This is a genomic window from Peribacillus phoenicis (assembly GCF_047238085.1).
In the GTDB taxonomy this organism is placed as follows: Bacteria; Bacillota; Bacilli; order Bacillales; family DSM-1321; genus Peribacillus.
Map to the genome: position 1 here is coordinate 1,438,512 of NZ_JBDFMF010000001.1, position 25,092 is coordinate 1,463,603.

The window sequence follows — 25,092 nt, forward strand, 5'->3', positions numbered from 1 at the left end:
CATGCAGACTTTAGAAACGATTATAGCGTTCATCATCATTTTTGGAGCTCTAGTATTTTTCCATGAGCTTGGGCACTTAGTGTTTGCAAAGCGAGCAGGAATTTTATGCCGTGAGTTCGCAATCGGTTTCGGGCCAAAAGTATTCACATATAAAAAGAAGGAAACCGTTTATACCATTCGATTGCTTCCTCTTGGCGGCTACGTGCGTATGGCTGGTGAAGACGCAGAGAATATAGAATTGAAGCCCGGCTATCGAGTGGGATTAATGTTTGATAATGAAGAGAATGTTACAAAAATCATTTTGAACAATAAAGATAAATATCCTGATATTCGTCTTGTGGAAGTTGAAGTGATCGACCTTGACCATAAACTGATCCTTACTGGTTATGAAGAGGGAGAGGAAGAAACACTAAAAACGTTTGCCATTCATAAAGAAGCGGTGATCGTTGAAAATGGTGTAGAGAACCAGATTGCCCCTTTTGACCGGCAATTTGCCTCAAAGTCGCTTGGGCACCGTTTTCTAACGATTGTAGCTGGACCGGCAATGAATTTTGTTTTGGCTTTTGTCATTTTTGTGTTGATCGGCTTGTTTCAAGGAGTCGTGGTGGATGAAGCGAAACTTGGTGAGTTGACACCGGATGGTTCGGCTGTAAATGCCGGTTTAAAATCGGGGGATGTCATTCAATCCATAGAAGGAACGGAAGTCTCCACTTGGGGAGATGTTCAGGAAAGCATTCAAAAGAACCCTGGGCAAGAGATCGAGTTCGTCGTTGACAGGGACGGGAAAACATTAGAAGTTCCGGTTGTTCCGCAAGAAGTGGAGAGGGAAGGGAAGAAAATCGGGATTATCGGTGTCTACCCTCCGGTTGAAAAAGCACCGATTAAAGCTATACAATACGGTTTTACAGAAACGTATTTTTGGACAAAACAAATCTTCATCATCCTTGGTGACCTCGTAACGGGTGGGTTTACGATCGACAGTTTATCTGGTCCTGTAGGAATATATAAATCAACTGAGGAAGTGGCGAAACAAGGTTTATTCACGTTAATGAAATGGGCAGGGCTGCTCAGCATTAACCTGGGAATCATGAACCTGCTTCCACTACCGGCATTGGATGGAGGAAGGCTGTTATTCTTTGTGGTCGAATTTTTGAGAGGGAAACCGATCGATCGTCAAAAAGAAGGAATGGTCCACTTCATCGGCTTTGCTTTGCTGATGTTATTGATGATTGTCGTTACATGGAATGACATCCAGCGCTTCTTCCTGTAAGATATGTTTGGATAATGCAAAACAGGCCAGCAGATTTATCTGTTGGCCGTTTTCTTATCTGAAGGATTTCCTAGTTTTTTAACCGTTTTGGGGAAATTGTTTGTTTTCTAGGGAAATCGTAAGTATAATCGAGAATGAGTATATTAAATTAGCTTTTCTGAATAACGCGGAAAGTCTTTTTTGTATGAAATGACCGTATTAATGTTGCGGTATTAAATTTACCGTAGCTGTAAGTAATTTAAAGGAAATATTGAAGAGGTGCAGATATGAAACAAAGTATGACGTTGATCCCTACATTGAGGGAAGTGCCTGCAGATGCTGAAATCAAAAGCCATCAGCTGCTATTACGTGCAGGATTTATGAGACAAAACTCCAGCGGGGTTTATAGTTTTATGCCGCTTGGAAAAAAGGTGCTTCAAAAGGTTGAGGCGATCGTTCGGGAAGAGCTGGAAAATGCTGGTGCAGTAGAATTGTTGATGCCGGCTTTACAACAAGCCGAATTCTGGCAGGAATCTGGACGCTGGTATACCTATGGTCCAGAGTTGATGCGGCTTAAGGATCGCAACAACCGTGAATTTGCGCTTGGTGCCACACATGAAGAAGTGATAACCAGCTTAGTTCGTGATGAGGTGAAGTCCTATAAGCGTCTTCCATTGACGGTTTACCAAATCCAAACCAAATTCCGTGATGAAAAAAGACCGCGTTTCGGATTGCTGCGTGGACGTGAGTTCATCATGAAGGATGCTTATTCTTTCCATGCCAATCAAGAAAGCCTGGATGCTGTTTATAAAAATTTATATGCGGCATATTCGAATATATTTAGCCGTTGTGGGTTGAACTTCCGGGCCGTCATTGCCGATTCTGGGGCGATGGGTGGTAAGGATACACATGAATTCATGGTCCTGTCTGACATAGGGGAGGATACAATCGCATATTCGGATACTTCCGATTATGCAGCTAATATTGAAATGGCACCTGTGAGTGTAAACTATGAAAAAAGCTCCGAAGAACAAATTGCACTTGAAAAAATTCATACACCAGGCCAAAAATCGATTGATGAAGTTGCATCATTCTTGAATACTGATGCAGAGAAACTAATAAAATCGTTATTGTTTAAAGTGGATGAAAAGTATGTGCTTGTTTTGGTACGAGGAGATCATGAAGTCAATGATATCAAGCTAAAGAATTTCTATAACGCTTCAATCGTTGATTTGGTCGATCCAAATGAGACGAAGGAAGTCTTAGGATGTACAATTGGATCTCTTGGACCAATCAATGTCACTTCTGAAGTTGAAGTGATTGCGGATGTTGCCGTCGAAGCCATGGTTAATGGAGTTTGTGGTGCAAATGAGGAAGACCACCATTATGTGAACGTAAATCCCGCACGTGATTTTAACGTGGCCAACTATATAGATCTACGTTTCATCCAAGAGGGTGACCCATCACCGGACGGTAACGGAAAAATTAAATTTGCCAAAGGGATTGAGGTAGGCCACGTATTCAAACTAGGAACTAAATATTCCGAAGCTATGAATGCGACATTCCTGGATGAGAATGGACGCTCGCAGCCTATGATCATGGGATGTTATGGTATTGGGGTTTCCCGTACACTTGCAGCTGTTGCTGAACAATTCAACGATGAAAAAGGGTTGGTCTGGCCAGCGAATTTAGCGCCATACCAAGTCCATTTGATTCCAATCAATATGAAGGATGAGTCTCAGGCTGCACTGGGAGAAGATTTATATAATGATTTAAAGGCACAAGGCATGGAAGTTCTAATGGATGATCGTCAAGAACGTGCGGGCGTAAAATTCGCAGACTCTGACTTGATCGGTCTTCCTGTCAGGGTGACTGTAGGTAAAAAGGCATCCGACGGAATCGTCGAAGTGAAAATCCGTAAAACGGGTGAGGTTCTTGAAATTGAAAGAGCTGAACTAACTCAAAAGCTTCACGAAATACTGGGGTAATTTAAAAATAAGGGAACTAGGCATCATTCAATTGGATGATGCCTTTCCTTTTCATGGATTTGGATACTAGTGAAACATTCATGATATGTTATAATAGCCTCTGATATCAAAACGAAAATGATAGTGAATAATATCTAAAGAGATAGTAGATAGGGGAGAGAGGGAATGGATCAAAATCCAAATAGCGGTAGAGAGAGATTTCAACTCTTGCTCCAGCAAATGGACTTGACTGAGGATGCCTTTGTGAATTATTTCATAGGTGCCGAAATTGATAAACTCTCAATCGAGAGGGAGTCCAAAACATGGCATTTTGCCTTTAATATACCTGCATTAATTCCTTGCAGTGTTCATACAAGACTTGCTACTCATCTAGCAAGTACGTTTTCCCATATTGCAAAGGTCACATTCAACTTGAATGTGGCCAATCCGCAAGTGACGGAACAATTGGTGAAAGAGTATTGGAAAAACTGCATTGGCGAGCTTGAAGGCATGTCTCCAGCACTGTTATCACTTCTGAATGAACAAGTGCCAACGGTGAATGGATATAAGCTTATCGTAAGCGCCCGAAATGATACGGAGGCTGGTCAGTTAAAACGAAAATACTCCGGCATCATTTCGAATATCTACCAAACATTCGGTTTTCCTCCGTTGACACTTGAAGCGGAAGTGAAGGAAACGGTGTCGAATCCTGATTACCAAAAGTTTTTGGAAGAGAAACAAAAGGAAGACGCGGAAAAAGGACTTGCTGCGCTAGTGGAAATGCAGAAGAAAGAATCGGAAAAAGGCGGCGACGATGGCGTCTACGAAGGACCGGTTAAAATTGGCTATACGATTAAAGAAGATGCGGATTTCCGCAGAATCGAACAAATTATCGATGAAGAGCGAAGGATTGCTATCGAAGGCTTCGTATTTGATGCAGAAGTGCGTGAGTTGCGAAGCGGACGAAGCCTGTTGACATTTAAAGTCACGGATTATACGAGCTCGATATTGGTCAAAATGTTTTCGCGTGATAAAGAAGATGCTGCCATACTTGCCCGAGTGAAAAAAGGGATGTGGGTACGTGCCCAAGGCAGCATCCAAAATGATACATTCGTTCGTGACCTTGTAATGATCGCAAATGATATAAATGAAATTTCTAAACAAGGACGGCAGGATAAGGCCCCAGAAGGAGAAAAGCGTGTAGAACTGCATATGCATACCCCAATGAGCTCGATGGATGCAGTGACACCTACATCAGCGCTTGTTGCCCAAGCTGCAAAGTGGGGGCATAAGGCTGTGGCCATTACAGATCATGCGGGAGCACAATCATTTCCTGAAGCTTATAGTGCCGGTAAAAAGAATGGTATCAAAATCCTTTATGGTGTCGAAGTGAATCTTGTAAATGATGGTGTACCCATCGTTTATAATGAGGCGCATATTGCTTTGGCAGATGCCACCTATGTTGTGTTTGACGTAGAGACGACGGGTCTGTCAGCCGTTTATGATACGATCATTGAATTTGCTGCAGTGAAAATCCGTGACGGTGACATCATAGATCGATTCGAGTCATTTGCTAATCCGCATCACCCACTATCCAATACGACGATAGAATTGACTGGGATCACTGATGATCTTGTACAAAATGCTCCAGAAGTCTCGGAAGTACTAGAAAAGTTCAAGGACTGGGCGGGCGATGCGATCCTGGTTGCCCACAACGCAGCCTTCGATATGGGCTTTTTGAATATAGGTTATAAAAACTTGGGTTATCCTAAAGCTTCCAATCCAGTTCTTGATACATTGGAACTTGCCCGTTTCTTATATCCGGAGTTTAAAAATCACCGGTTAAATACATTATGTAAAAAGTTCGATATTGATTTGACCCAGCATCATAGGGCCATTTATGATGCCGAAGCTACAGGTTACCTTATGCTGAAGATGCTGAAGGATGCAATTGAAAAGGAGATTACCCATCATGATCAACTTAATGACAATATGGGCAAAGGAAATGCTTATCAGCGTTCCCGGCCGTCCCATTGTACGTTGATCGCGCAAACGCAGGCTGGCTTAAAAAACCTTTTTAAATTAATTTCAATATCACACATCGATTATTTCTATCGTGTTCCGCGATTACCGCGCTCACAACTTAAAAAGTATCGTGAAGGAATCCTGGTCGGGTCGGGATGCGATAAAGGGGAAGTTTTTGAAGGGATGATGCAGAAGGGTTTTGAGGAAGTCGTCGATATCGCCGAATTCTACGATTATCTTGAAATCCATCCGAAGGAAGTGTATCAGCATTTGATTGAGCTTGAATATGTACGGGATAATAAATCATTAGAAACGATCATCTCCAATATCGTCAAGCTTGGTGAAAAATTGGATAAGCCAGTCGTAGCTACGGGAAATGTGCATTATTTGGATCCGAATGATAAAATTTACCGTAAAATTCTCGTGAATTCACAAGGCGGCGCCAATCCGCTGAATCGTCATAAGCTTCCTGACGTACATTTTCGGACAACAGATGAAATGCTGCGGGAATTCTCCTTCCTCGGTTCCGAGAAAGCTAAAGAGGTCGTGGTGACCAACACGAATAAAATCGCTGATATGATTGATGAAATTAAGCCAATCAAGGATGAGTTATATACACCTAAAATTGAAGGTGCAGATGAAGAGATGCGTGAAATGAGTTATGGCATGGCAAGGAAGATTTATGGAGAGAACCTGCCGGAAATCGTGGAAGCCCGTCTTGAGAAAGAATTGAAAAGCATCATTGGCCACGGTTTTGCCGTTATTTATTTAATTTCTCACAAACTTGTTAAAAAATCATTGAATGATGGTTATCTAGTTGGTTCAAGGGGATCGGTTGGATCATCTTTCGTTGCCACCATGACTGAAATTACAGAGGTGAATCCGCTTCCGCCGCATTATGTATGCCCGGAGTGCAAAAAATCCGAATTCTTCAATGACGGTTCTGTAGGTTCCGGGTTTGACCTGCCCGATAAAGACTGTCCCGATTGCGGCATTGCTTATACAAAAGACGGGCATGATATTCCGTTTGAAACTTTCCTTGGGTTTAAAGGGGATAAGGTTCCCGATATCGACTTGAACTTCTCCGGTGAATATCAGCCGAAGGCCCATAACTATACGAAGGTCTTATTCGGAGAAGAATATGTATATCGTGCAGGGACGATTGGTACGGTCGCCGAAAAAACGGCTTATGGATATGTAAAGGGGTATTCCTCTGATAATAACATCCATATGCGTGGAGCCGAGACTGATCGCCTTGTTGCCGGCTGTACTGGTGTGAAACGGACGACAGGACAGCATCCGGGCGGAATCATCGTTGTTCCGGATTATATGGATATCTATGATTTCACACCTATTCAGTTCCCGGCGGATGACAGGAATTCCGAGTGGAAAACTACTCACTTTGATTTCCATTCCATTCATGATAATATTTTGAAACTTGATATACTTGGACACGATGATCCGACTGTAATCCGGATGCTTCAAGATTTAAGCGGCATCGATCCAAAGACCGTTCCTACCGATGATCCAGAAGTAATGAAAATATTCAGCAGCACTGAATCTTTAGGAGTTACCGAAGAACAGATCATGTGTAAAACGGGTACGCTTGGCATCCCGGAATTTGGTACGCGTTTTGTCCGGCAAATGCTTGAAGATACGAAACCTACGACATTTTCGGAGCTTGTTCAGATTTCGGGGCTTTCACACGGTACGGATGTATGGCTGAGCAATGCACAGGAACTGATTCACAACCGGATATGTACACTAAGTGAGGTTATAGGCTGCCGGGATGATATTATGGTCTATCTGATTTATCAAGGTCTTGATCCTTCCCTAGCGTTTAAAATCATGGAATCTGTACGTAAAGGGAAAGGGCTCTCTGAGGAATTCGAAGAGGAAATGAGGAAAAATGAGGTACCGGAATGGTATATCGATTCATGTAAGAAGATTAAATACATGTTCCCGAAAGCCCATGCTGCAGCTTACGTCTTAATGGCTGTCCGGATTGCCTATTTTAAAGTCCATTTGCCTTTATTGTATTATGCAGCCTATTTCACAGTGCGTGCCGATGATTTTGAAATCGACGCCATGACACGGGGATCGCAGGCCATCAAATCAAAAATGGAAGAAATCATGGTAAAGGGATTGGATGCATCCACCAAGGAAAAGAATACATTGACGGTTCTCGAACTTGCTTTGGAAATGTGTGAACGCGGATATTCCTTCGCTAAAGTTGACTTGTACAAATCCAGTGCAGATCAATTCTTAATTGAAGGAAATACTTTGATACCGCCTTTCAATTCGATACCGGGTCTTGGGACGAATGCGGCGATCAATATTGTCAATGCGCGGAAAAATGGTGAATTCCTCTCCAAAGAAGACCTTCAACAACGGGGTAAGGTTTCGAAGACCATCCTTGAATACCTTGATAAACAAGGCTGTCTGGAGTCATTGCCTGAACAAAATCAGTTATCTTTATTTTAAATAGGGATCTGATTTCAAAAAGGAAGAAACAGACATGACATTTGCATAAATATCTTGATTATGGTATATTTTTATTGGAAATACTAAGAGGAACCAATGGCAAGAGTGGGGAAACCCACTCTTTCGTGTTGTATTGACCATTTAATTTTGAATCCGAAACCAAGCGCATACAACGCACGTATGGAGGAAACAAATGAGTAAAAAGGTAACGGAAGTCGTAGAGGAATTAGCATTACCAATTCTAGAAGAATTGCAGCTTGAATTAGTCGAAGTGGAGTATGTGAAGGAAGGTAAAAGCTGGTTCCTTCGAGTGTACATTGATAAAGAAACAGGCGTAGATATTGATGATTGCGGAAATGTGAGTGAAAAACTCAGTGAAAAGCTTGATGAGGTTGATCCGATTCCACAAAATTATTTTCTCGAAGTTTCATCACCCGGAGCAGAAAGGCCTCTGAAAAAAGAGAAGGATTTCCTTAATGCTATCGGTAAAAATGTTTACATAAAAACATACGAGCCCATTTTAGATGAAAAAGAATTCGAAGGAATCTTAACCAGTTTCGATGGTGAAGAAGTGACACTCGAAGTCACAATCAAGACAAGAAAGAGAACGATTGTCATACCATTCGAAAAGGTAGCCAAAGCAAGATTGGCGATTACCTTCTCTTAAGTCAGGCAAATCATTAATTTAAATATCCGTAAGGGGGATCACCATGGGCAATGAGTTATTGGATGCTCTCTATATTTTAGAAAACGAAAAAGGGATTTCCAGGGAGGTTTTGATCGACGCGATTGAATCTGCCCTTATATCGGCATACCGCCGTAACTTTAACCAAGCACAAAACGTACGTATCGACTTGAATCTTGGTAAAGGAACAATGCGTGTATTTGCCAGAAAAGACGTTGTTGACGAAGTGTTCGATTCACGTCTGGAAATTTCTGTTGAAGAAGCAAGAGCAATTGATCCCAACTATCAGTTAGAGGATATTGTCGAAATGGAAGTAACACCTAAGGATTTCGGCCGTATTGCTGCACAAACAGCAAAACAAGTCGTCACTCAAAGGGTGCGTGAAGCGGAACGGGGCATCATTTATGCCGAATTCATCGATCGTGAAGAGGATATCATGACTGGCATCGTTCAACGCCAGGATTCCCGATTCATTTATGTGAGCCTAGGTAAAATCGAAGCTTTGCTCCCGGTGAATGAGCAAATGCCGAATGAACAGTATAAGCCACATGACCGCATTAAAGTTTTCATCACTAAAGTTGAAAAGACTTCCAAGGGCCCGCAAATTTTTGTATCCCGTTCACATCCTGGCCTTTTAAAACGTTTATTCGAAATCGAAGTGCCTGAAATTTTTGATGGAACAGTAGAAATTAAGTCAGTTGCCCGCGAAGCAGGCGACCGTTCAAAAATCTCCGTGCACTCCGATAACGAAGAAGTAGATCCAGTCGGTTCTTGTGTAGGCCAAAAAGGACAGCGTGTCCAGGCCATCGTCAATGAATTGAAAGGTGAAAAAATCGATATCGTTAAATGGTCGGAGAATCCGGTCATTTTCGTTGCGAATGCTTTAAGCCCTTCAAAAGTACTTGAAGTTATTGTTAAAGAAGAGGAAAAGGCTACGACTGTAATCGTTCCGGATTATCAACTTTCCCTGGCAATTGGTAAGCGTGGACAAAATGCCCGTTTAGCTGCCAAGCTTACAGGCTGGAAAATTGATATCAAGAGTGAAACGGAAGCCCGCGAAGCTGGTATTTATCCTGTGGAAGAACAGGAATTCCTTTTGAGCAGAGATAGTTATGTTACTGAAGAGGAAACAGATTTCGAAGAGGATAACGAGTAATTCGAGGTGAAAAAAGATGAATAGCCGAAAAAAAATCCCGATGCGTAAATGTGTGGCTACAGGCGAAATGAAGCCGAAGAAAGAACTCATTCGCATCGTTCGATCTAAAGAAGGGGAAGTCAGCCTGGATCCTACCGGAAAGAAATCTGGAAGGGGAGCTTATTTGACTCTTGATCGGGATGTTATCGAGCTGGCCAAAAAGAAAAATGTGCTGGCTAATCACCTTAGTACCCAAATCGATTCTTCCCTTTATGAACAATTGCTTGAATTAGTGAATAAGGAGAAAAACTAACACCATGACCCAACAACAACAATGGATGTCTCTATTAGGTTTGGCCAATCGAGCACGCAAGCTAATTTCGGGTGAAGAATTAGTGGTTAAAGAGATTAGAAGCGGTAATGCCAAAGTTGTTATTTTATCCGCGGACGCTTCAAAAAACACTGAAAAAAAAATATCTGATAAGTGCGCATTTTATCAGGTTCCTTTAAAAAGAGTCGAAAGCAGGTCATTGCTCGGCCATGCGATAGGCAAGGATGCTAGAGTTGCCGTCGCAGTTCTGGATGAAGGTTTTGCACAAAAACTCCGAACGCTGCTCGATTAAATTTTACGGGGGTGAACGTATGACAAAATTGCGTGTATATGAATATGCAAAACAAAAGAACGTTTCAAGCAAGGATGTAATAAATAAACTTAAAGAAATGAATATAGAGGTAACAAACCATATGACAGCATTAGACGATTCAACTGTAAATAAATTAAACGATTCAATCAAACCTAAAAACGAAGATAAAAGCCAAGAACCAAAAGCTAACGCTACGGTTGCGAAGTACGAAGCTGAAGCGGATGAAAAGAGCACAGTCAATAAAGAAAAACTGAAGAAGAAACCACCAGTTAAACCTGTAGGGACGAAAAAACCAACAGGTCAGTTCAACAAAGGTCGCAATAACAAGAATAAAAATAATAAACAAAGACAACAAGCGCCTCAGGCACCTGTAACAAAACGTAAAGAAAGGGAACTTCCAGAGAAAATTACGTTTTATGAGTCTTTGACGGTTATGGAGCTTGGAAAAAAACTTCACCGTGAACCTTCTGAAATCATTAAAAAGCTCTTTATGCTTGGAGTTATGGCAACAATCAACCAAACTTTGGAAAAAGATGCAATTGAATTGATTTGTGCGGAATACGGTGTAGTGGCCGAAGAAGAGATTCGTGTCGACCTAACAGACCTTGAATCACTTGTCACTGAGGACGCTTCTGAAGATTTGATCGAACGTCCGGCTGTCGTGACGATCATGGGTCACGTTGACCATGGTAAAACGACATTGCTTGATTCTATACGCCATACAAAAGTAACTGAAGGCGAAGCGGGCGGAATCACTCAGCATATCGGTGCTTATCAAGTTAAAGTTAATGATAAGAAAATAACATTCCTGGATACACCAGGCCATGCTGCGTTTACAACAATGCGTGCCCGCGGTGCACAAGTTACCGATATCACCATCCTTGTCGTCGCTGCGGATGATGGCGTTATGCCTCAAACGATTGAAGCGATCAACCATGCTAAAGCGGCAGAAGTTCCAATTATCGTCGCTGTCAATAAGATGGATAAAGAAGCTGCCAATCCGGACCGTGTCATGCAAGAATTGACAGAACACGGTTTAGTTTCTGAAGCATGGGGCGGAGACACGATCTTCGTACCAATTTCAGCTAAAAACGGTGAAGGAATCGACAGCTTGCTTGAAATGATTCTTCTTGTCAGTGAAGTGGAAGAGTATAAAGCTAATCCATCTCGTAAAGCAAATGGAACGGTCATCGAAGCACGTTTGGATAAAGGGCGCGGATCGGTTGCCACTTTGCTAGTTCAAAACGGAACGTTGAAAATCGGCGATCCGATTGTTATCGGTAATACATTCGGACGTGTTCGTGCTATGGTTAACGATCTTGGACGCCGTGTTAAGGATGCAGGTCCTTCAACACCGGTTGAAATCACTGGATTGAACGAAGTGCCACAGGCCGGCGATCGTTTCATCGTCTTTGAAGATGAGAAAACGGCCCGTCAAGTTGGGGAAGTGCGTGCACAAAGGCAACTTGCTTCACAACGTAATGAAAAATCCCGTGTAACCCTTGATACATTGTTCGAGCAAATGAAAGAAGGGGAAATTAAAGAATTGAACATCATTTTAAAGGCTGATGTTCAAGGTTCTGCGGAAGCAGTAGCCGCTTCCCTGAATAAAATAGAAGTGGAAGGCGCTAAAGTGAAAATCATACACACTGGCGTCGGTGCTATCACAGAGTCTGACATCATCCTTGCTACAGCTTCGAATGCAATCGTCATCGGTTTCAACGTCCGTCCTGACGTGAATGCGAAGCGTGCAGCTGAATCAGAAAATGTTGATGTCCGCCTTCACCGCATCATCTACAAAGCGATCGAAGAGATCGAGTCGGCTATGAAAGGGATGCTTGACCCTGAATTCGAAGAAAAAATTATCGGTCAGGCTGAAGTCCGTACGACTTTCAAAGTATCCAAGGTGGGTACGATTGCCGGTTCTTACGTTACAGAAGGAAAAATTACTCGTGACAGCGGAATTCGCTTAATTCGTCAAGGTGTCGTCATTTTCGAAGGTGAAATTGATGCATTGAAACGCTTTAAAGATGATGTAAAAGAAGTGGCAACGAACTATGAGTGCGGTATTACGATTAAAAATTACAACGACCTTAAAGAAGGCGATGTAATTGAAGCGTATGTTATGGAAGAGATTGAACGTAAATGATCGTTGGCTCTGTCCAATGTGAATGCATCATCCATGACACCCATTCTTTGAAAGAAAAACGGGCCGTGCTTCAGCGTGTCATGACACGGCTTAAGCAGAAGTTCAACATTTCTGTAGCAGAAACCGATTTTCAGGATTTATGGCAGCGGACAAAGATTACTATCGTTACCGTAACATCCTCGAGGAAGGCTACTGAACGGGAACTTCAAAATGCCCTTAAATTTCTAGATTCTTTTCCGGAACTAGAGCGAACAATAACAGATATAGACTGGCTTTAGGCTATTGAGGTGATATTATGAGCCTTCGTTCAAATCGTGTTGGCGAACAAATGAAAAAAGAGCTGAGTGAAATTATCGGCCGAAAAATTAAAGATCCAAGAATCGGATTTGTTACTGTGACGGATGTCGCGGTTACAGGCGATTTACAACAGGCAACAGTTTATATTTCCGTTTTGGGTGACCAGGAACAAAGGGAGAAAACCCTGCAAGGTCTAGCTAAGGCGAAAGGATTCATGCGTTCAGAAATTGGGCAGCGAATCCGCCTCCGCAAAACCCCTGAGCTGTTTTTTGAATTTGATGAATCGGTCGATTATGGTAATCGTATCGAGTCGTTGATTTCCCAAATCAATAAACCGGCTGAAAAAGACGAGGAATAAACAAGCAGTAAAAGGTGGCCGACTCAATAAGTGCTTTGCACTTCTTGAAGTCGGTCTCTTTTTTTGAAAAATGGATATGTAAAAAAGTGAAAAACACCTATCGGAATTGGAATTCATTTTGCTTTATGATAGTAATTTAGGGTGTTTTATAAATGATGAGGTGAAAGCGTGAACGGAATTCTTCCATTATGGAAACCCAAGGGATTGACATCCCATGATTGTGTTTTTAAATTAAGAAAGATCCTGAAGACAAAAAAGGTAGGGCACACAGGTACTTTAGATCCTGATGTAACAGGGGTTTTACCTATTTGTATTGGCAGGGCAACCAAGATAGCCGAATATTTGACAGAAGCCGGTAAAGCGTATGAAGGGGAAGTGACCCTTGGTTTTTCCACGACAACTGAAGACGCAAGCGGTGAAAAAGTGGAAGAGAAAAAGGTTGATCAAGTGATTCAGCGTAAACGGATTCTGGAAGTGCTGGAATCACTGACTGGAAAGATTGAACAGACGCCGCCAATGTATTCAGCAGTAAAGGTAAACGGGAAGAAGTTATATGAATATGCCCGTGCAGGGGTGGAAGTGGAGAGGCCGACAAGGGAGGTCACCATTTATGATATTAGCCTTCTCGATGATCGTTCTGAATTTAAAGGGGAAACCATTTCTTTTCGGTTTCGCGTCAAATGTAGCAAAGGAACTTATATTCGGACGCTTGCAGTCATGATGGGGGAAGAATTGGGTTTTCCTGCACATATGTCAGACTTGACACGTATTGAATCAGCAGGTTTTAAGCAGGAGGATTGTTTCACATTTGCTGAAGTGGAAGACTTCATGGAAAGTGGACAAACGGATAAATTTCTGCTGCCTTTGGAACGGGGATTATTTCATTTGCCCAAATTTCAGATTAGTGATAAAGTAGCAAAGAAAGTACTTAATGGTGCGGTATTGGAACAAACAAAGGATGTTGTAGTTGATAAAGGGATGCCTTTTGTTATGGTCGACCCAGCAGATAAGGCCATTGCCATTTATCAAATACATCCGACAAAAGAGGGATTAATTAAACCTGTAAAAGTATTGGCACAAGAATTATAGACCGTTTTACCGCCGGAAAGAGGAGATTGAAAGGTGAAAGTGATCGCAATAGAGCATCCTCATCAATTTAATTCGGATGATTTTCCCGAGCTTGTAATGGCGCTTGGATTTTTTGATGGTATACATAAAGGTCATCAGATTGTTATTCAGACCGCCAAGCAAAAAGCCGATGAAATGAATCTTAAGTCAGCAGTAATGACATTTGACCCGCATCCTTCTGCAGTACTGGGTAGGAAAACGGAAAATATCCGCTATATCACTCCACTTGAAGATAAAGTGAATATCATAGAGTCGATGGAGATAGATTATTTATTCATAGTCCATTTCAGCAAGGAATTTGCTTCGGTACTGCCGGAACGGTTCGTTGACGAATACATTGCCGGGCTGAATGTCCGTCACGTAGTTGCAGGCTTTGATTATTCCTACGGTCGCTATGGTCAAGGATCGATGGAAGATTTGCCTGTTTATGCACAGGGCAGATTTTCACAGACAGTCGTCGCAAAACAGACAATTGAAGATGAAAAGGTTAGCTCGACGAGAATCAGGGAAACTCTCGGTAATGGCAGCTTTACCGACTTTTATCATTTGGCTGGCCGCCGCTATTTAACGAAAGGTCATGTCGTTCACGGTGAAAAGCGGGGCAGGAAATTGGGTTTCCCCACCGCTAATATTGAAGTGGGTGATGATTATATTTTTCCTGCTGCCGGCGTATATGCCGTCAGGATCAAAATAAGCGGTAAATGGTATAAAGGGGTTTGCAATGTCGGCTACAAACCTACATTCCACGAAGAAAAACCTAAATATCCGACTGTAGAGGTTCATGCTTTGGAGTTCTCGGGGGATATTTATGGCAACCAGGTCTCGGTTGAATGGCATACAAGACTTCGGAGTGAGCAGAAATTTTCCGGACTTGAAGCATTGGTCGCTCAGATCGAAACGGATAAGCAAAATGCCATAGCCTATTTTGCAAAGCTTGAAGGATAAAAAGACAAGACTTGCAATTTTAATGAAAAACATGTATTCTATTGTATGTATGAAAATAACCATTGCTTGGCTAGTCGAGACTCCGACGCTGGCTCGGTAATAGGTGATTTTACAGAATTTTAGGAGGAATAATAACATGGCAATTACACAAGTACGCAAAAACGAACTTATCGCTGAGTTCAGAACTCACGATACTGACACTGGTTCTCCAGAAGTTCAAATCGCAGTATTAACAGAAGAAATCAACAACTTGAACGGTCACTTACGCACACACAAAAAAGACCACCATTCACGTCGCGGTCTTCTAAAAATGGTAGGTAAACGTCGTAATCTTTTAACTTACCTACGTAACAAAGACGTTACTCGTTACCGTACACTAATTAACAAATTAGGTCTACGTAGATAATTTTTTCAGGAAGGCGGGAAATTTCCCGCTTTTTTGATGTTAATCAAATGATTTGGACGTATTCTACTTAAGGCTGGGCCTTCGTCCTTGGGACTCGGCAGGAGCCGGGTCCTTTTCCATTTATAAATGATCGGGATATACATAATCAAATGAATGAAATTTTTATTCATTTTACTGTTAATGCTTGTTTTTTTCGTGCATAATAGGAATAGTTTGGTTTTAACTCGAGTTCAGTTACTTTTCCATATAAATGATTTATCCAATACAGGTTTAGGTAAACTAAGCCTCTAAGTGAAGATTCAGAGAGGGGTTTAATAAATGGGGCAGGAAAAACATACGTATTCATTTGACTGGGCCGGCCGTAATGTAACGGTAGAGATAGGGCAATTGGCCAAACAAGCGAACGGGGCAGTATTAGTTCGTTATGGAGAAACTGCTGTATTAAGTACAGCAACGGCTTCGAAGGAACCTAGAAATGTCGACTTTTTCCCTTTGACAGTCAACTACGAAGAAAGACTTTATGCAGTCGGTAAAATTCCGGGAGGCTTCATTAAACGTGAAGGACGACCGAGTGAAAGGGCAATTCTTGCAAGCCGCTTGATTGACCGTCCTATCCGTCCGCTTTTCGCCGACGGCTTCAGGAATGATGTTCAGATCATCAGCATGGTCATGAGTGTCGATCAAGATTGTTCTACGGAAATGGCAGCTATGCTAGGTTCTTCACTTGCACTTTCAGTTTCCGATATTCCGTTCGAAGGTCCAATTGCCGGAGTTGTAGTGGGGAGGATCAATAATGAATTCATTATTAACCCTACTGTCGACCAACTAGCTGAAAGTGACATCAATCTGACGGTTGCCGGAACAAAAGATGCTATCAACATGGTTGAAGCCGGAGCAAATGAAGTACCAGAGGAAACGATGCTTGAAGCAATCATGTTTGGACATGATGAAATCAAGAAGATCATTGCATTCCAAGAGAAAATCGTTGCTGAAATCGGCAAGGAAAAAATGCAGGTCACTTTATATCAAGTGGATGCAGAACTGGAAGCAGAAGTGAAAGGCCTATGTGAAGCAGACTTGAACAAAGCTGTACAAGTTCAGGAAAAACATGCTCGTGAAGACGCGATCAAAGAAGTAAAAGATCGTGTATTGGGTCATTATGAGGAAGAAACTGATGAAGAGAAATTAAAGCAAATCAAAGAAATCCTGAATAAATTGGTCAAATCCGAAGTCCGCCGTTTAATCACGGAAGAAAAAGTGCGTCCGGATGGCCGTAATCCTGACGAAATCAGACCATTATCATCAGAAGTTACCATTCTGCCACGTACACATGGTTCCGGATTGTTCACACGCGGACAAACCCAAGCTCTATCCATCTGTACATTAGGTGCACTTGGTGATGTGCAGATTCTGGACGGACTTGGAACCGAAGAGTCAAAACGTTTTATGCACCACTATAACTTCCCGCATTTCAGTGTCGGTGAAACTGGACCTATCCGTGGGGCAGGACGCCGTGAAATCGGTCATGGTGCACTTGGTGAAAGGGCATTGGAGCCTGTTATTCCAAACGATAAAGACTTCCCTTATACAATCAGGCTTGTTTCTGAAGTGCTTGAATCAAACGGTTCAACATCACAAGCAAGTATCTGTGCAAGCACTTTGGCAATGATGGATGCAGGTGTTCCATTGAAAGCTCCAGTTGCCGGTATTGCCATGGGTCTTGTCAAATCAGGTGAGCACTATACAATCTTAACGGATATTCAAGGCATGGAAGACCATCTGGGAGACATGGACTTTAAAGTCGCAGGTACTTCAAAAGGTGTTACTGCCCTACAAATGGATATTAAGATTGAGGGTCTTTCAAGAGAGATCCTTGAAGAAGCTTTACTTCAAGCCAAACATGGCCGGATGCATATTTTGGAATCAATGATGTCAACTATCAATCAACCGCGTGAGCAGTTATCCAAATATGCTCCAAAAATCGTTACAATGTCCATAAATCCGGATAAGATCCGTGATGTGATTGGACCGAGCGGAAAACATATCAACAAAATCATTGAAGAAACTGGCGTGAAAATCGACATCGAACAAGATGGAACGGTATTCATATCTTCTACTGATGAACCAATGATTCAAAAAGCGAAGAAAATCATTGAGGATATCGTACGTGAAGTCGTAGTGGGCGAACTATACTTAGGTAAAGTTAAACGTATCGAAAAGTTCGGTGCCTTCGTTGAAATCTTCAACGGTAAAGACGGTTTGGTACATATTTCTGAACTGGCTGAAGAAAGAGTCGGAAAAGTGGAAGATGTCGTTTCACTTGGCGATGAATTATTGGTCAAAGTTACTGAGATCGATAAGCAAGGAAGGGTAAACCTTTCCCGTAAAGCGGTCTTGAAAGAGCAAAAAGAGGCAGCCAACCCTACTCAATCGTAATGAATAATGTAAATCCGGCATGCAGTTCCTTGTGAATCTGCATGCTTTTTTTGTTTAAAAGTATGGGAATATCCATAGTGTGAATGGCGTTAAAAGGATGTCATGTTCTACCTTGTCCGTTTTCTTCATACATTTTGGTATGAAGGGGGCGTAAAAAATGAATAATAAATGGAAGCAGATAGTTGCGATAAGTGCCATTGCAGGTATATCATGGTTATTAGTGCAAAATCCATATACACAAATTTATTTGACCCAATTAACCGATGATTCAGTTGCATCAATGAAGCAAGAAGACGAGCTTCTTTTACAAATAAAAGAATCAACAAAAAAATATGAGATTGCACCACAGGATGCACGAATAGATTCTGTCTGGAAAACCGTTCCTGCATATAACGGCCTGAAGGTAAATATTGATGATTCGTATAAAGCCATGAAGAAGGAGGGCGTGTTCGATAAGGATAAGCTGGTGTTTCAGCAGGTTCCTGCAAAGATACATATGGAGGATCTGGATCCGGCTCCCATATACCGGGCCCATCCCGAAAAGCCAGTGGTATCATTTTTAATCAATGTGGCCTGGGGGAATGAATTCTTACAAGATATGTTGGCCGTGTTAAAAAAGAATAATGTCAAGGCCACATTTTTCCTTGAAGGTAATTGGACCAAGAAAAACCCAGATTTGGCCAAGATGATTAAGGGTGGCGGGCACGAAATTGGAAATCATTCTTATTCACATCCCGATATGAAAAACATATCCGCACAAGCTACACGTGAGGAAATTCGAAAAACGAACGAAGTCATTGAAGCTGTGACAGGTTTGAAAATGAAATGGTTCGCACCACCAAGTGGAAGCTATCGGGACGAAACGGTGAAAATAGCGGATTCTTTCGGTATGGAGACCGTCATGTGGAGTGTGGATACAATCGACTGGCAAAAGCCAAGCCCTGAAGTCCTTCAACAAAGAGTGCTTTCTAAGGTACACCCCGGAGCATTTATATTGATGCATCCGACGGAATCTACTGCAAAATCATTGGAAACGTTAATAATTGAAATAAAAAAGAAAGACTTAGATGTTGTTACCGTTTCGGAAGCAGTAGATGAAGAGCGATCGAATCCATAATGTATTGGTTACGATAGCAGCATAGAATGATTGGGAGGAATGTTAGTTGATTAAGAAATACACGTGTCAAAATGGAGTTCGAATTGTATTGGAAAATATTCCAACTGTACGCTCTGCAGCAATTGGAGTTTGGATCAAAACAGGTTCAAGAAATGAAACACCGGAATTGAATGGGGTTTCACATTTCTTGGAGCATATGTTCTTCAAAGGGACAACTACGAGAAATGCGCGTGAAATTGCCGAGTCATTCGATAGTATTGGCGGACAGGTGAATGCATTCACTTCAAAAGAGTATACATGCTATTATGCTAAAGTAATGGATAACCATGCAAGCTATGCGCTTGAAATCCTTGCTGATATGTTCTTCAACTCAACATTTGATGGGGAAGAATTGAAAAAAGAAAAAAATGTCGTCTACGAAGAAATCAAAATGTACGAAGACACACCAGATGACATTGTCCATGACCTCTTAAGCAAGGCGGTATATGAAAATCATCCCCTTGGCTATCCGATACTTGGCACGGAAAATACGCTTGAAACGTTCAATAGTGATACATTAAAAAAATACGTCCATGACATGTATACACCCGATAAAGTAGTTGTATCCATTGCTGGGAATGTAGATGAAAAAATGATTAAGGAAGTCGAAAGCTACTTTGGCTCGTATCAAGGAGGGGAAGATCGTCTTGAATTGGTCAAGCCTTCCTTCCATGAAAATAGGATCACCCGTAAAAAAGATACGGAACAAGCCCACTTATGCCTTGGTTACAAAGGGTTGGAAATTGGCAATGATAAAACATACAGCCTGATTACCTTGAATAATATTCTTGGAGGAAGCATGAGCAGCCGCCTATTCCAGGACGTCAGGGAGCAACGAGGCCTTGCCTATTCCGTTTATTCCTATCATTCCAGCTATCAAGATAGCGGTATGGTGACAGTATATGGGGGGACAGGCACAAATCAGCTTGACAGCCTGTATGAAACCATTCAGGAAACACTGGATACTTTAAAGAGGGATGGCATTACGGAAAAGGAATTACGGAATAGTAAAGAGCAACTTAAAGGCAGCTTGATGCTTAGCCTTGAAAGCACGAATAGCCGCATGAGCCGGAACGGAAAAAATGAGCTGATGTTGGGTGAGCACCGTTCCCTTGATGATATCATCATCAAGATTGACGCGGTGACGGAGGATACCGTCAATGAATTGGCAAACCAGATCTTTACGGAACATTCCTTGTCATTAGTGAGCCCGCTGGAAAACTGGGATAAATAATGACGAACAAGTCTGCACCTTCCTTTAATTAATGGGAGGTCAGGCTTTTTTTCTTTGAATGCAGGAGGGTCCAATGTTATGGACAATATTTGGACAAATGCCTTCTAAGTTTACCTTTTTCGGATATAGATTGAATAGAAGGCGAAAAAGGGGGAACCAAATTTGAGGTTGAGCGAATTGAGCGGTAAGGAAATAGTCGATGTGAATAGGGCGGAGAGATTAGGGATCCTTGGTCAGACCGATTTGGAAATAGATGAAACTGGACAAATTACCTCATTGATCATCCCATCTGTCAAATGGTTCGGTCTTTTAAGGAATGGCAGTGAAATAAGAGTTCCTTGGGAACATATAAAAAAAATCGGTGCGGATATGGTCATCATTGATTTCCAGGAAGGACTTTCACATAAAGACGGAGAGCATATGGACGGATGATCGCGCTCGTGTCAGGCTCCTTGAACTTCTCGGAATGCAAGCTCGAAAACGCCTTAGCTGGCAATAGCTATGGCGTTTTTTCTTTTCTTATCACCGTTTTTTAAGTGAAAACATAAGATGGCAGGGTAACTAGAGAATGTAGCAAAAACCGAATTGCTTCCTGAAGGAATTGTATATCATGAGGCAAGGAATGTTTAGGATCTTTTATATAAAGAAGGTGACGGTTTTAATGCTCACAGGCATGCAAATCGCTGTAATTGGTGGAGATGCGCGTCAGCTTGAAGTTGTCCGTAAACTGACGGAGCTTGATGCAAAGCTATTATTGGTAGGTTTTGAACAGCTCGACCATGCTTTTACCGGAGCGGTTAAGGAAAAAATGGAAGATATAAACTTCAAGGAATTAGATTCAGTTATTTTACCTGTCCGGGGCACGGATTCAGATGGGAAAGTAGAAACGATCTTTTCCAGTGAAGAGGTTGTTTTGACTGAAGAAATGATAAAAAATACCCCGGCACATTGCATTTTTTATGCAGGAATCAGTAACGACTACCTTAATGAGATATTCAAGAAAGTGGATCGCAAACTCGTTCTATTGTTCGAACGTGATGATGTGGCTATTTATAATTCGATTCCCACTGTTGAGGGTGCAATCATGATGGCCATTCAACATACGGATTTTACTATCCATGGATCGAATGTAGCCGTTCTCGGACTGGGAAGGGTCGGAATGAGTGTAGCCCGGTCATTCCATGCACTTGGAGCAAAAGTGAAGGTGGGGGCAAGAAAAAGCGAAGATATTGCGAGAATCAGTGAAATGGCATTAGCCCCTTTTCATTTAAATGAACTCGCTGCAGAAATGAAAGATGTTGATATATGTATCAATACGATTCCTTTTCCGATAATTACCGCAAAAGTTATAGCCAATATGCCCGTTCATACATTAATCATCGACCTTGCTTCAAAACCGGGGGGGACGGATTTTCGGTACGCTGAAAAAAGGGGAATTAAGGCGCTGTTGGCACCGAGCCTACCGGGTATAGTTGCCCCGAAAACAGCTGGTCAGATATTAGCGAATGCACTGGGACTATTGATTCAAGGCGAGTTCTTGAAAAGGAAGGGGAAAATGATATGAGTCTCAAAGGGAAACGTATTGGATTCGGATTAACAGGATCACATTGCACATATGATGAAGTGTTTCCGGAAATAGAAAAACTTGTAAATGAAGGTGCGGAAGTCATTCCAATCGTAACATCGACTGTCCAAAACACAGAAACCCGTTTTGGAAAGGGAGAGGACTGGGTTGAAAGAATAGAAAAATTGACGGGGAACCATGTCGTTGATACAATCGTCAAAGCAGAGCCTTTAGGACCTAAATTGCCACTTGATTGCATGGTGATCGCTCCTTTAACGGGTAACTCAATGAGTAAAATGGCAAATGCACTTACCGATTCGCCAGTACTTATGGCTGCAAAAGCGACGATGAGAAATCACCGTCCAGTCGTGGTCGCGATTTCAACAAATGATGCACTTGGGTTAAATGGTGTCAATCTAATGAGGCTGATGGCAGCTAAAGATATTTATTTCGTTCCATATGGCCAGGATAATCCCAAAGGCAAACCAAGTTCCATGGTTGCAAGGATGAGCATGATAAGGGATACAATCATAGCGGCACTGGAAAGGGAACAGATTCAACCTGTCATCGTCGAAAGGTTCAAGGATGATTTAGTCTGAACAAGTATTTCTGCCTCAAACCAGCTTTCTAACGACTGACATATATGCATAAATTTGTAGGTTGAAGTTATAAAAAACCACTCCACTACCAGAATATTTTGTTAAAGTGCGACCCTTTGGAATGTTAATGTGTTAAAATAAATGATATTCTAAAAAAGAAGTAATAAATCCAATAAATAACTAATTTAAGAGATAGAAAAGGAGTATGTATAAATGACTGAGACACAGGGATTGCGTATTGCAGTTGTGGGAGCAACTGGAGCAGTAGGACAACAAATGATTTCAACACTCGAACAAAGGGACTTACCGATTAAGAAAATCATCTTTTTATCATCGGCTCGTTCCGCAGGAATCAAACTTACGTTTAAGGGCGAAGAAATCGAAGTGCAGGAAGCAAAACCTGAAAGCTTTGAAGGCATCGATATAGCTTTATTCAGTGCTGGAGGAAGCGTGTCTAAGGAATTGGCTCCAGAAGCAGTGAAACGCGGTGCGATAGTAGTCGATAATACAAGCGCATTCCGCATGGATGAAAATGTGCCGCTAGTCGTTCCTGAAGTAAATGAGGAAGACTTGAAACAGCATAATGGGATCATTGCAAATCCGAATTGTTCAACTATCCAAATGGTTGTGGCATTGGAACCTATTCGCAAGACATACGGCTTATCAAAAATTGTTGTTTCTACCTATCAGGCTGTTTCGGGTGCAGGTGCAGCTGCGATAAATGAATTAAAGGAACAAGCTCGCGACTTGCTTGATGAAAAAGAAATAGATCCGAAAATTTTACCGGTAAAAGGGGACGAAAAGCATTATCAAATCGCATTTAACGTCATTCCCCAAATCGATAAATTCCAAGATAACGGGTACACGTTCGAAGAGATGAAAATGATTAATGAAACAAAGAAAATCATGCATATGCAAAACCTTCCAGTGGCTGCAACTTGCGTGAGGCTTCCTGTTGTAACAGGTCATTCGGAATCTGTATACATTGAAGTTGAAAAAGAAGGCATAGCGGCTTCTCAAATCAAAGATTTAATGAAAACGGCACCTGGAATAGTGTTAGAAGATGAACCGGAACAACAAGTTTACCCTACGCCTGCTTCATCCGTCGGCAAGAATGATGTATTCGTCGGTCGGATACGCAAAGATTTGGATGAAGATAAAGGCTTCCATTTATGGGTGGTTTCCGATAATCTATTAAAAGGAGCAGCTTGGAATTCCGTTCAAATTGCTGAGAGCCTTTTGAAATTAGGTTTGGTTACCGTTAAGTAAAAATTTTATTCTTAATGAACTCGACAGAAAATTAAATTCCAATAGGATAGAGAGTTTTTGTCAGCTTCCCGGATTGGGAAGCTGGCTTATATTTGGGGTGCATATTATGAAAATTATCGTCCAGAAATACGGTGGGACATCCGTTCGTGATGAGGAAAGCCGTTCATTCGCCAAGGGGCATATTGAAAATGCGATTAAAGAAGGCTATAAAGTGGTGGTTGTGGTTTCAGCAATGGGAAGAAAAGGCGATCCTTATGCAACGGATACCTTACTTTCCCTGGTAAATGGAGCGAAAGCCTGCCTTTCAAAACGAGAACAGGATTTACTTATGTCAGTAGGGGAAACGATATCATCAGTCGTATTTACGAACATGCTCTTGGAACATGGTATTGATGCGGTCGCATATACTGGAGCCCAAGCGGGATTCTTGACGAATACCGACTATTCAAGTGCGAAAATTATCGAAATGAAATGCGACCGTCTCATGAAAGAACTTGAAGTGAAGGATGTTGTCGTTGTAGCAGGTTTCCAGGGAGCGGCTAAAAACGGGGACATCACGACCATCGGCCGTGGTGGAAGTGATACTTCAGCCGCAGCATTAGGTGCGGCTTTGCAAGCTGAACGGGTCGATATTTTTACGGATGTGGAAGGAATCATGACGGCAGATCCACGTATTGCCGACCAAGCTCGTCCATTGTCAATCGTTTCATATACGGAAGTTTGCAATATGGCATATCAAGGGGCGAAGGTCATTCATCCGAGAGCTGTTGAAATTGCGATGCAGGCGAAAGTCCCGATTCGGATAAGGTCAACTTACAGCGAAGGCTTGGGAACACTTGTTACAAGCATGAACAAGGGAAGCCAGGGCAGCGACATACGTGAAAGGCTCGTGACCGGGATTGCCCATGTACCAAAGATCACTCAAATCAAGGTCCGTGCGAAAAAAGATCAATATAATCTACAGGCAGAAGTTTTCAAAGCAATGGCCAATGCCTCCATTTCAGTGGACTTTATAAATATATATCCAAGTGGCGTAGTTTATACCGTTTCCGAGGAGATGACAGAACTTGCCCTCTCGATTTTGGCCGAGCTTGGTCATGAACCGGTCATTGAACGCAATTGTGCCAAGGTTTCAGTAGTCGGTGCAGGCATCAATGGAGTGCCAGGCGTTGCAGCGAAGATTGTCACAGCGCTTTCCGAAAAGGAAATTGCCATTCTCCAGTCAGCGGACAGCCATACGACAATTTGGGTACTCGTAAAAGAGGAAGATTTAATAGAAGCTGTTAATTCCCTGCACTATGCGTTTCAATTGCATGAAAGGGAAGTCCAATAATAAGGTTTTTTAATAAATAAAGGTTTTAA

The 25,092-nt window shown here is 42.0% G+C and carries 21 protein-coding genes; all 21 read left to right on the forward strand.

Going from position 1 to position 25,092, the window contains the following annotated elements; all coding sequences use genetic code 11:
* The first annotated feature begins 1 nt into the window (after nt 1).
* The 21 genes from rseP (at nt 2) to dapG (ending at nt 25,063) form a co-directional block, all read left to right on the forward strand.
* On the forward strand, nt 2-1,270 hold the full coding sequence (gene rseP, locus ABC374_RS07005; RefSeq protein ID WP_101224674.1) for an RIP metalloprotease RseP: 1,269 nt from the start codon (nt 2-4) through the stop codon (nt 1,268-1,270).
* A 266-nt stretch (nt 1,271-1,536) separates the two neighbouring features.
* Entirely contained in the window at nt 1,537-3,237 is a 1,701-nt protein-coding gene (locus ABC374_RS07010) for a proline--tRNA ligase (protein ID WP_350302025.1), read from the forward strand.
* A 165-nt stretch (nt 3,238-3,402) separates the two neighbouring features.
* Entirely contained in the window at nt 3,403-7,725 is a 4,323-nt protein-coding gene (locus tag ABC374_RS07015; protein WP_413016649.1) for a PolC-type DNA polymerase III, read from the forward strand.
* Between the two features lie 193 nt (nt 7,726-7,918).
* Nucleotides 7,919-8,392, forward strand: coding sequence for a ribosome maturation factor RimP (gene rimP / locus ABC374_RS07020; RefSeq protein ID WP_413016651.1), 474 nt, complete (start codon nt 7,919-7,921; stop codon nt 8,390-8,392).
* A 43-nt stretch (nt 8,393-8,435) separates the two neighbouring features.
* Nucleotides 8,436-9,566: a transcription termination factor NusA gene (nusA, locus tag ABC374_RS07025; protein ID WP_076366463.1), complete on the forward strand. Its 1,131-nt coding sequence runs from the start codon at nt 8,436-8,438 to the stop codon at nt 9,564-9,566.
* 16 nt (nt 9,567-9,582) lie between these two features.
* Nucleotides 9,583-9,858: an RNase P modulator RnpM gene (gene rnpM / locus ABC374_RS07030; RefSeq protein WP_061462443.1), complete on the forward strand. Its 276-nt coding sequence runs from the start codon at nt 9,583-9,585 to the stop codon at nt 9,856-9,858.
* 4 nt (nt 9,859-9,862) lie between these two features.
* On the forward strand, nt 9,863-10,168 hold the full coding sequence (locus ABC374_RS07035; RefSeq protein WP_034313614.1) for a YlxQ family RNA-binding protein: 306 nt from the start codon (nt 9,863-9,865) through the stop codon (nt 10,166-10,168).
* 19 nt (nt 10,169-10,187) lie between these two features.
* Complete coding sequence (gene infB / locus ABC374_RS07040; protein ID WP_350302027.1) at nt 10,188-12,338, forward strand: translation initiation factor IF-2; 2,151 nt, start codon at nt 10,188-10,190, stop codon at nt 12,336-12,338.
* A complete protein-coding gene (locus ABC374_RS07045) occupies nt 12,335-12,616 on the forward strand; it encodes a DUF503 domain-containing protein (protein WP_057913375.1) in 282 nt (93 codons plus the stop codon). Before infB ends, ABC374_RS07045 begins: the two co-directional genes overlap by 4 nt.
* 17 nt (nt 12,617-12,633) lie before the next feature.
* On the forward strand, nt 12,634-12,993 hold the full coding sequence (gene rbfA, locus ABC374_RS07050; protein ID WP_101224680.1) for a 30S ribosome-binding factor RbfA: 360 nt from the start codon (nt 12,634-12,636) through the stop codon (nt 12,991-12,993).
* A gap of 168 nt (nt 12,994-13,161) precedes the next feature.
* Nucleotides 13,162-14,082, forward strand: coding sequence for a tRNA pseudouridine(55) synthase TruB (truB, locus tag ABC374_RS07055; RefSeq protein ID WP_101224681.1), 921 nt, complete (start codon nt 13,162-13,164; stop codon nt 14,080-14,082).
* A gap of 33 nt (nt 14,083-14,115) precedes the next feature.
* Nucleotides 14,116-15,066, forward strand: coding sequence for a bifunctional riboflavin kinase/FAD synthetase (ribF, locus tag ABC374_RS07060; protein ID WP_413016655.1), 951 nt, complete (start codon nt 14,116-14,118; stop codon nt 15,064-15,066).
* 136 nt (nt 15,067-15,202) lie between these two features.
* The gene (gene rpsO, locus ABC374_RS07065) at nt 15,203-15,472 is read left to right on the forward strand and encodes a 30S ribosomal protein S15 (RefSeq protein WP_053345367.1); all 270 of its coding nucleotides are present in this window, start codon (nt 15,203-15,205) and stop codon (nt 15,470-15,472) included.
* 318 nt (nt 15,473-15,790) lie between these two features.
* Nucleotides 15,791-17,908, forward strand: coding sequence for a polyribonucleotide nucleotidyltransferase (pnp, locus tag ABC374_RS07070; RefSeq protein ID WP_413016658.1), 2,118 nt, complete (start codon nt 15,791-15,793; stop codon nt 17,906-17,908).
* Nucleotides 17,909-18,065: 157 nt separating this feature from the next.
* Nucleotides 18,066-19,025: a polysaccharide deacetylase family protein gene (locus ABC374_RS07075; protein ID WP_350302031.1), complete on the forward strand. Its 960-nt coding sequence runs from the start codon at nt 18,066-18,068 to the stop codon at nt 19,023-19,025.
* Nucleotides 19,026-19,071: 46 nt separating this feature from the next.
* The gene (locus ABC374_RS07080; protein ID WP_350302032.1) at nt 19,072-20,298 is read left to right on the forward strand and encodes a M16 family metallopeptidase; all 1,227 of its coding nucleotides are present in this window, start codon (nt 19,072-19,074) and stop codon (nt 20,296-20,298) included.
* A gap of 162 nt (nt 20,299-20,460) precedes the next feature.
* The gene (locus tag ABC374_RS07085; RefSeq protein ID WP_350302033.1) at nt 20,461-20,730 is read left to right on the forward strand and encodes a YlmC/YmxH family sporulation protein; all 270 of its coding nucleotides are present in this window, start codon (nt 20,461-20,463) and stop codon (nt 20,728-20,730) included.
* A gap of 229 nt (nt 20,731-20,959) precedes the next feature.
* A complete protein-coding gene (gene dpaA / locus ABC374_RS07090) occupies nt 20,960-21,862 on the forward strand; it encodes a dipicolinic acid synthetase subunit A (RefSeq protein ID WP_230177688.1) in 903 nt (300 codons plus the stop codon).
* Nucleotides 21,859-22,461, forward strand: coding sequence for a dipicolinate synthase subunit B (locus ABC374_RS07095; protein ID WP_101224686.1), 603 nt, complete (start codon nt 21,859-21,861; stop codon nt 22,459-22,461). The genes dpaA and ABC374_RS07095 overlap by 4 nt, the downstream gene beginning before the upstream one ends.
* Before the next feature lie 213 nt (nt 22,462-22,674).
* A complete protein-coding gene (gene asd, locus ABC374_RS07100) occupies nt 22,675-23,730 on the forward strand; it encodes an aspartate-semialdehyde dehydrogenase (protein ID WP_350302034.1) in 1,056 nt (351 codons plus the stop codon).
* 106 nt (nt 23,731-23,836) lie between these two features.
* Nucleotides 23,837-25,063 (forward strand): aspartate kinase, encoded by a 1,227-nt coding sequence (gene dapG, locus ABC374_RS07105; RefSeq protein WP_137019708.1) that lies wholly within the window; start codon nt 23,837-23,839, stop codon nt 25,061-25,063.
* Nucleotides 25,064-25,092: the final 29 nt, after the last annotated feature.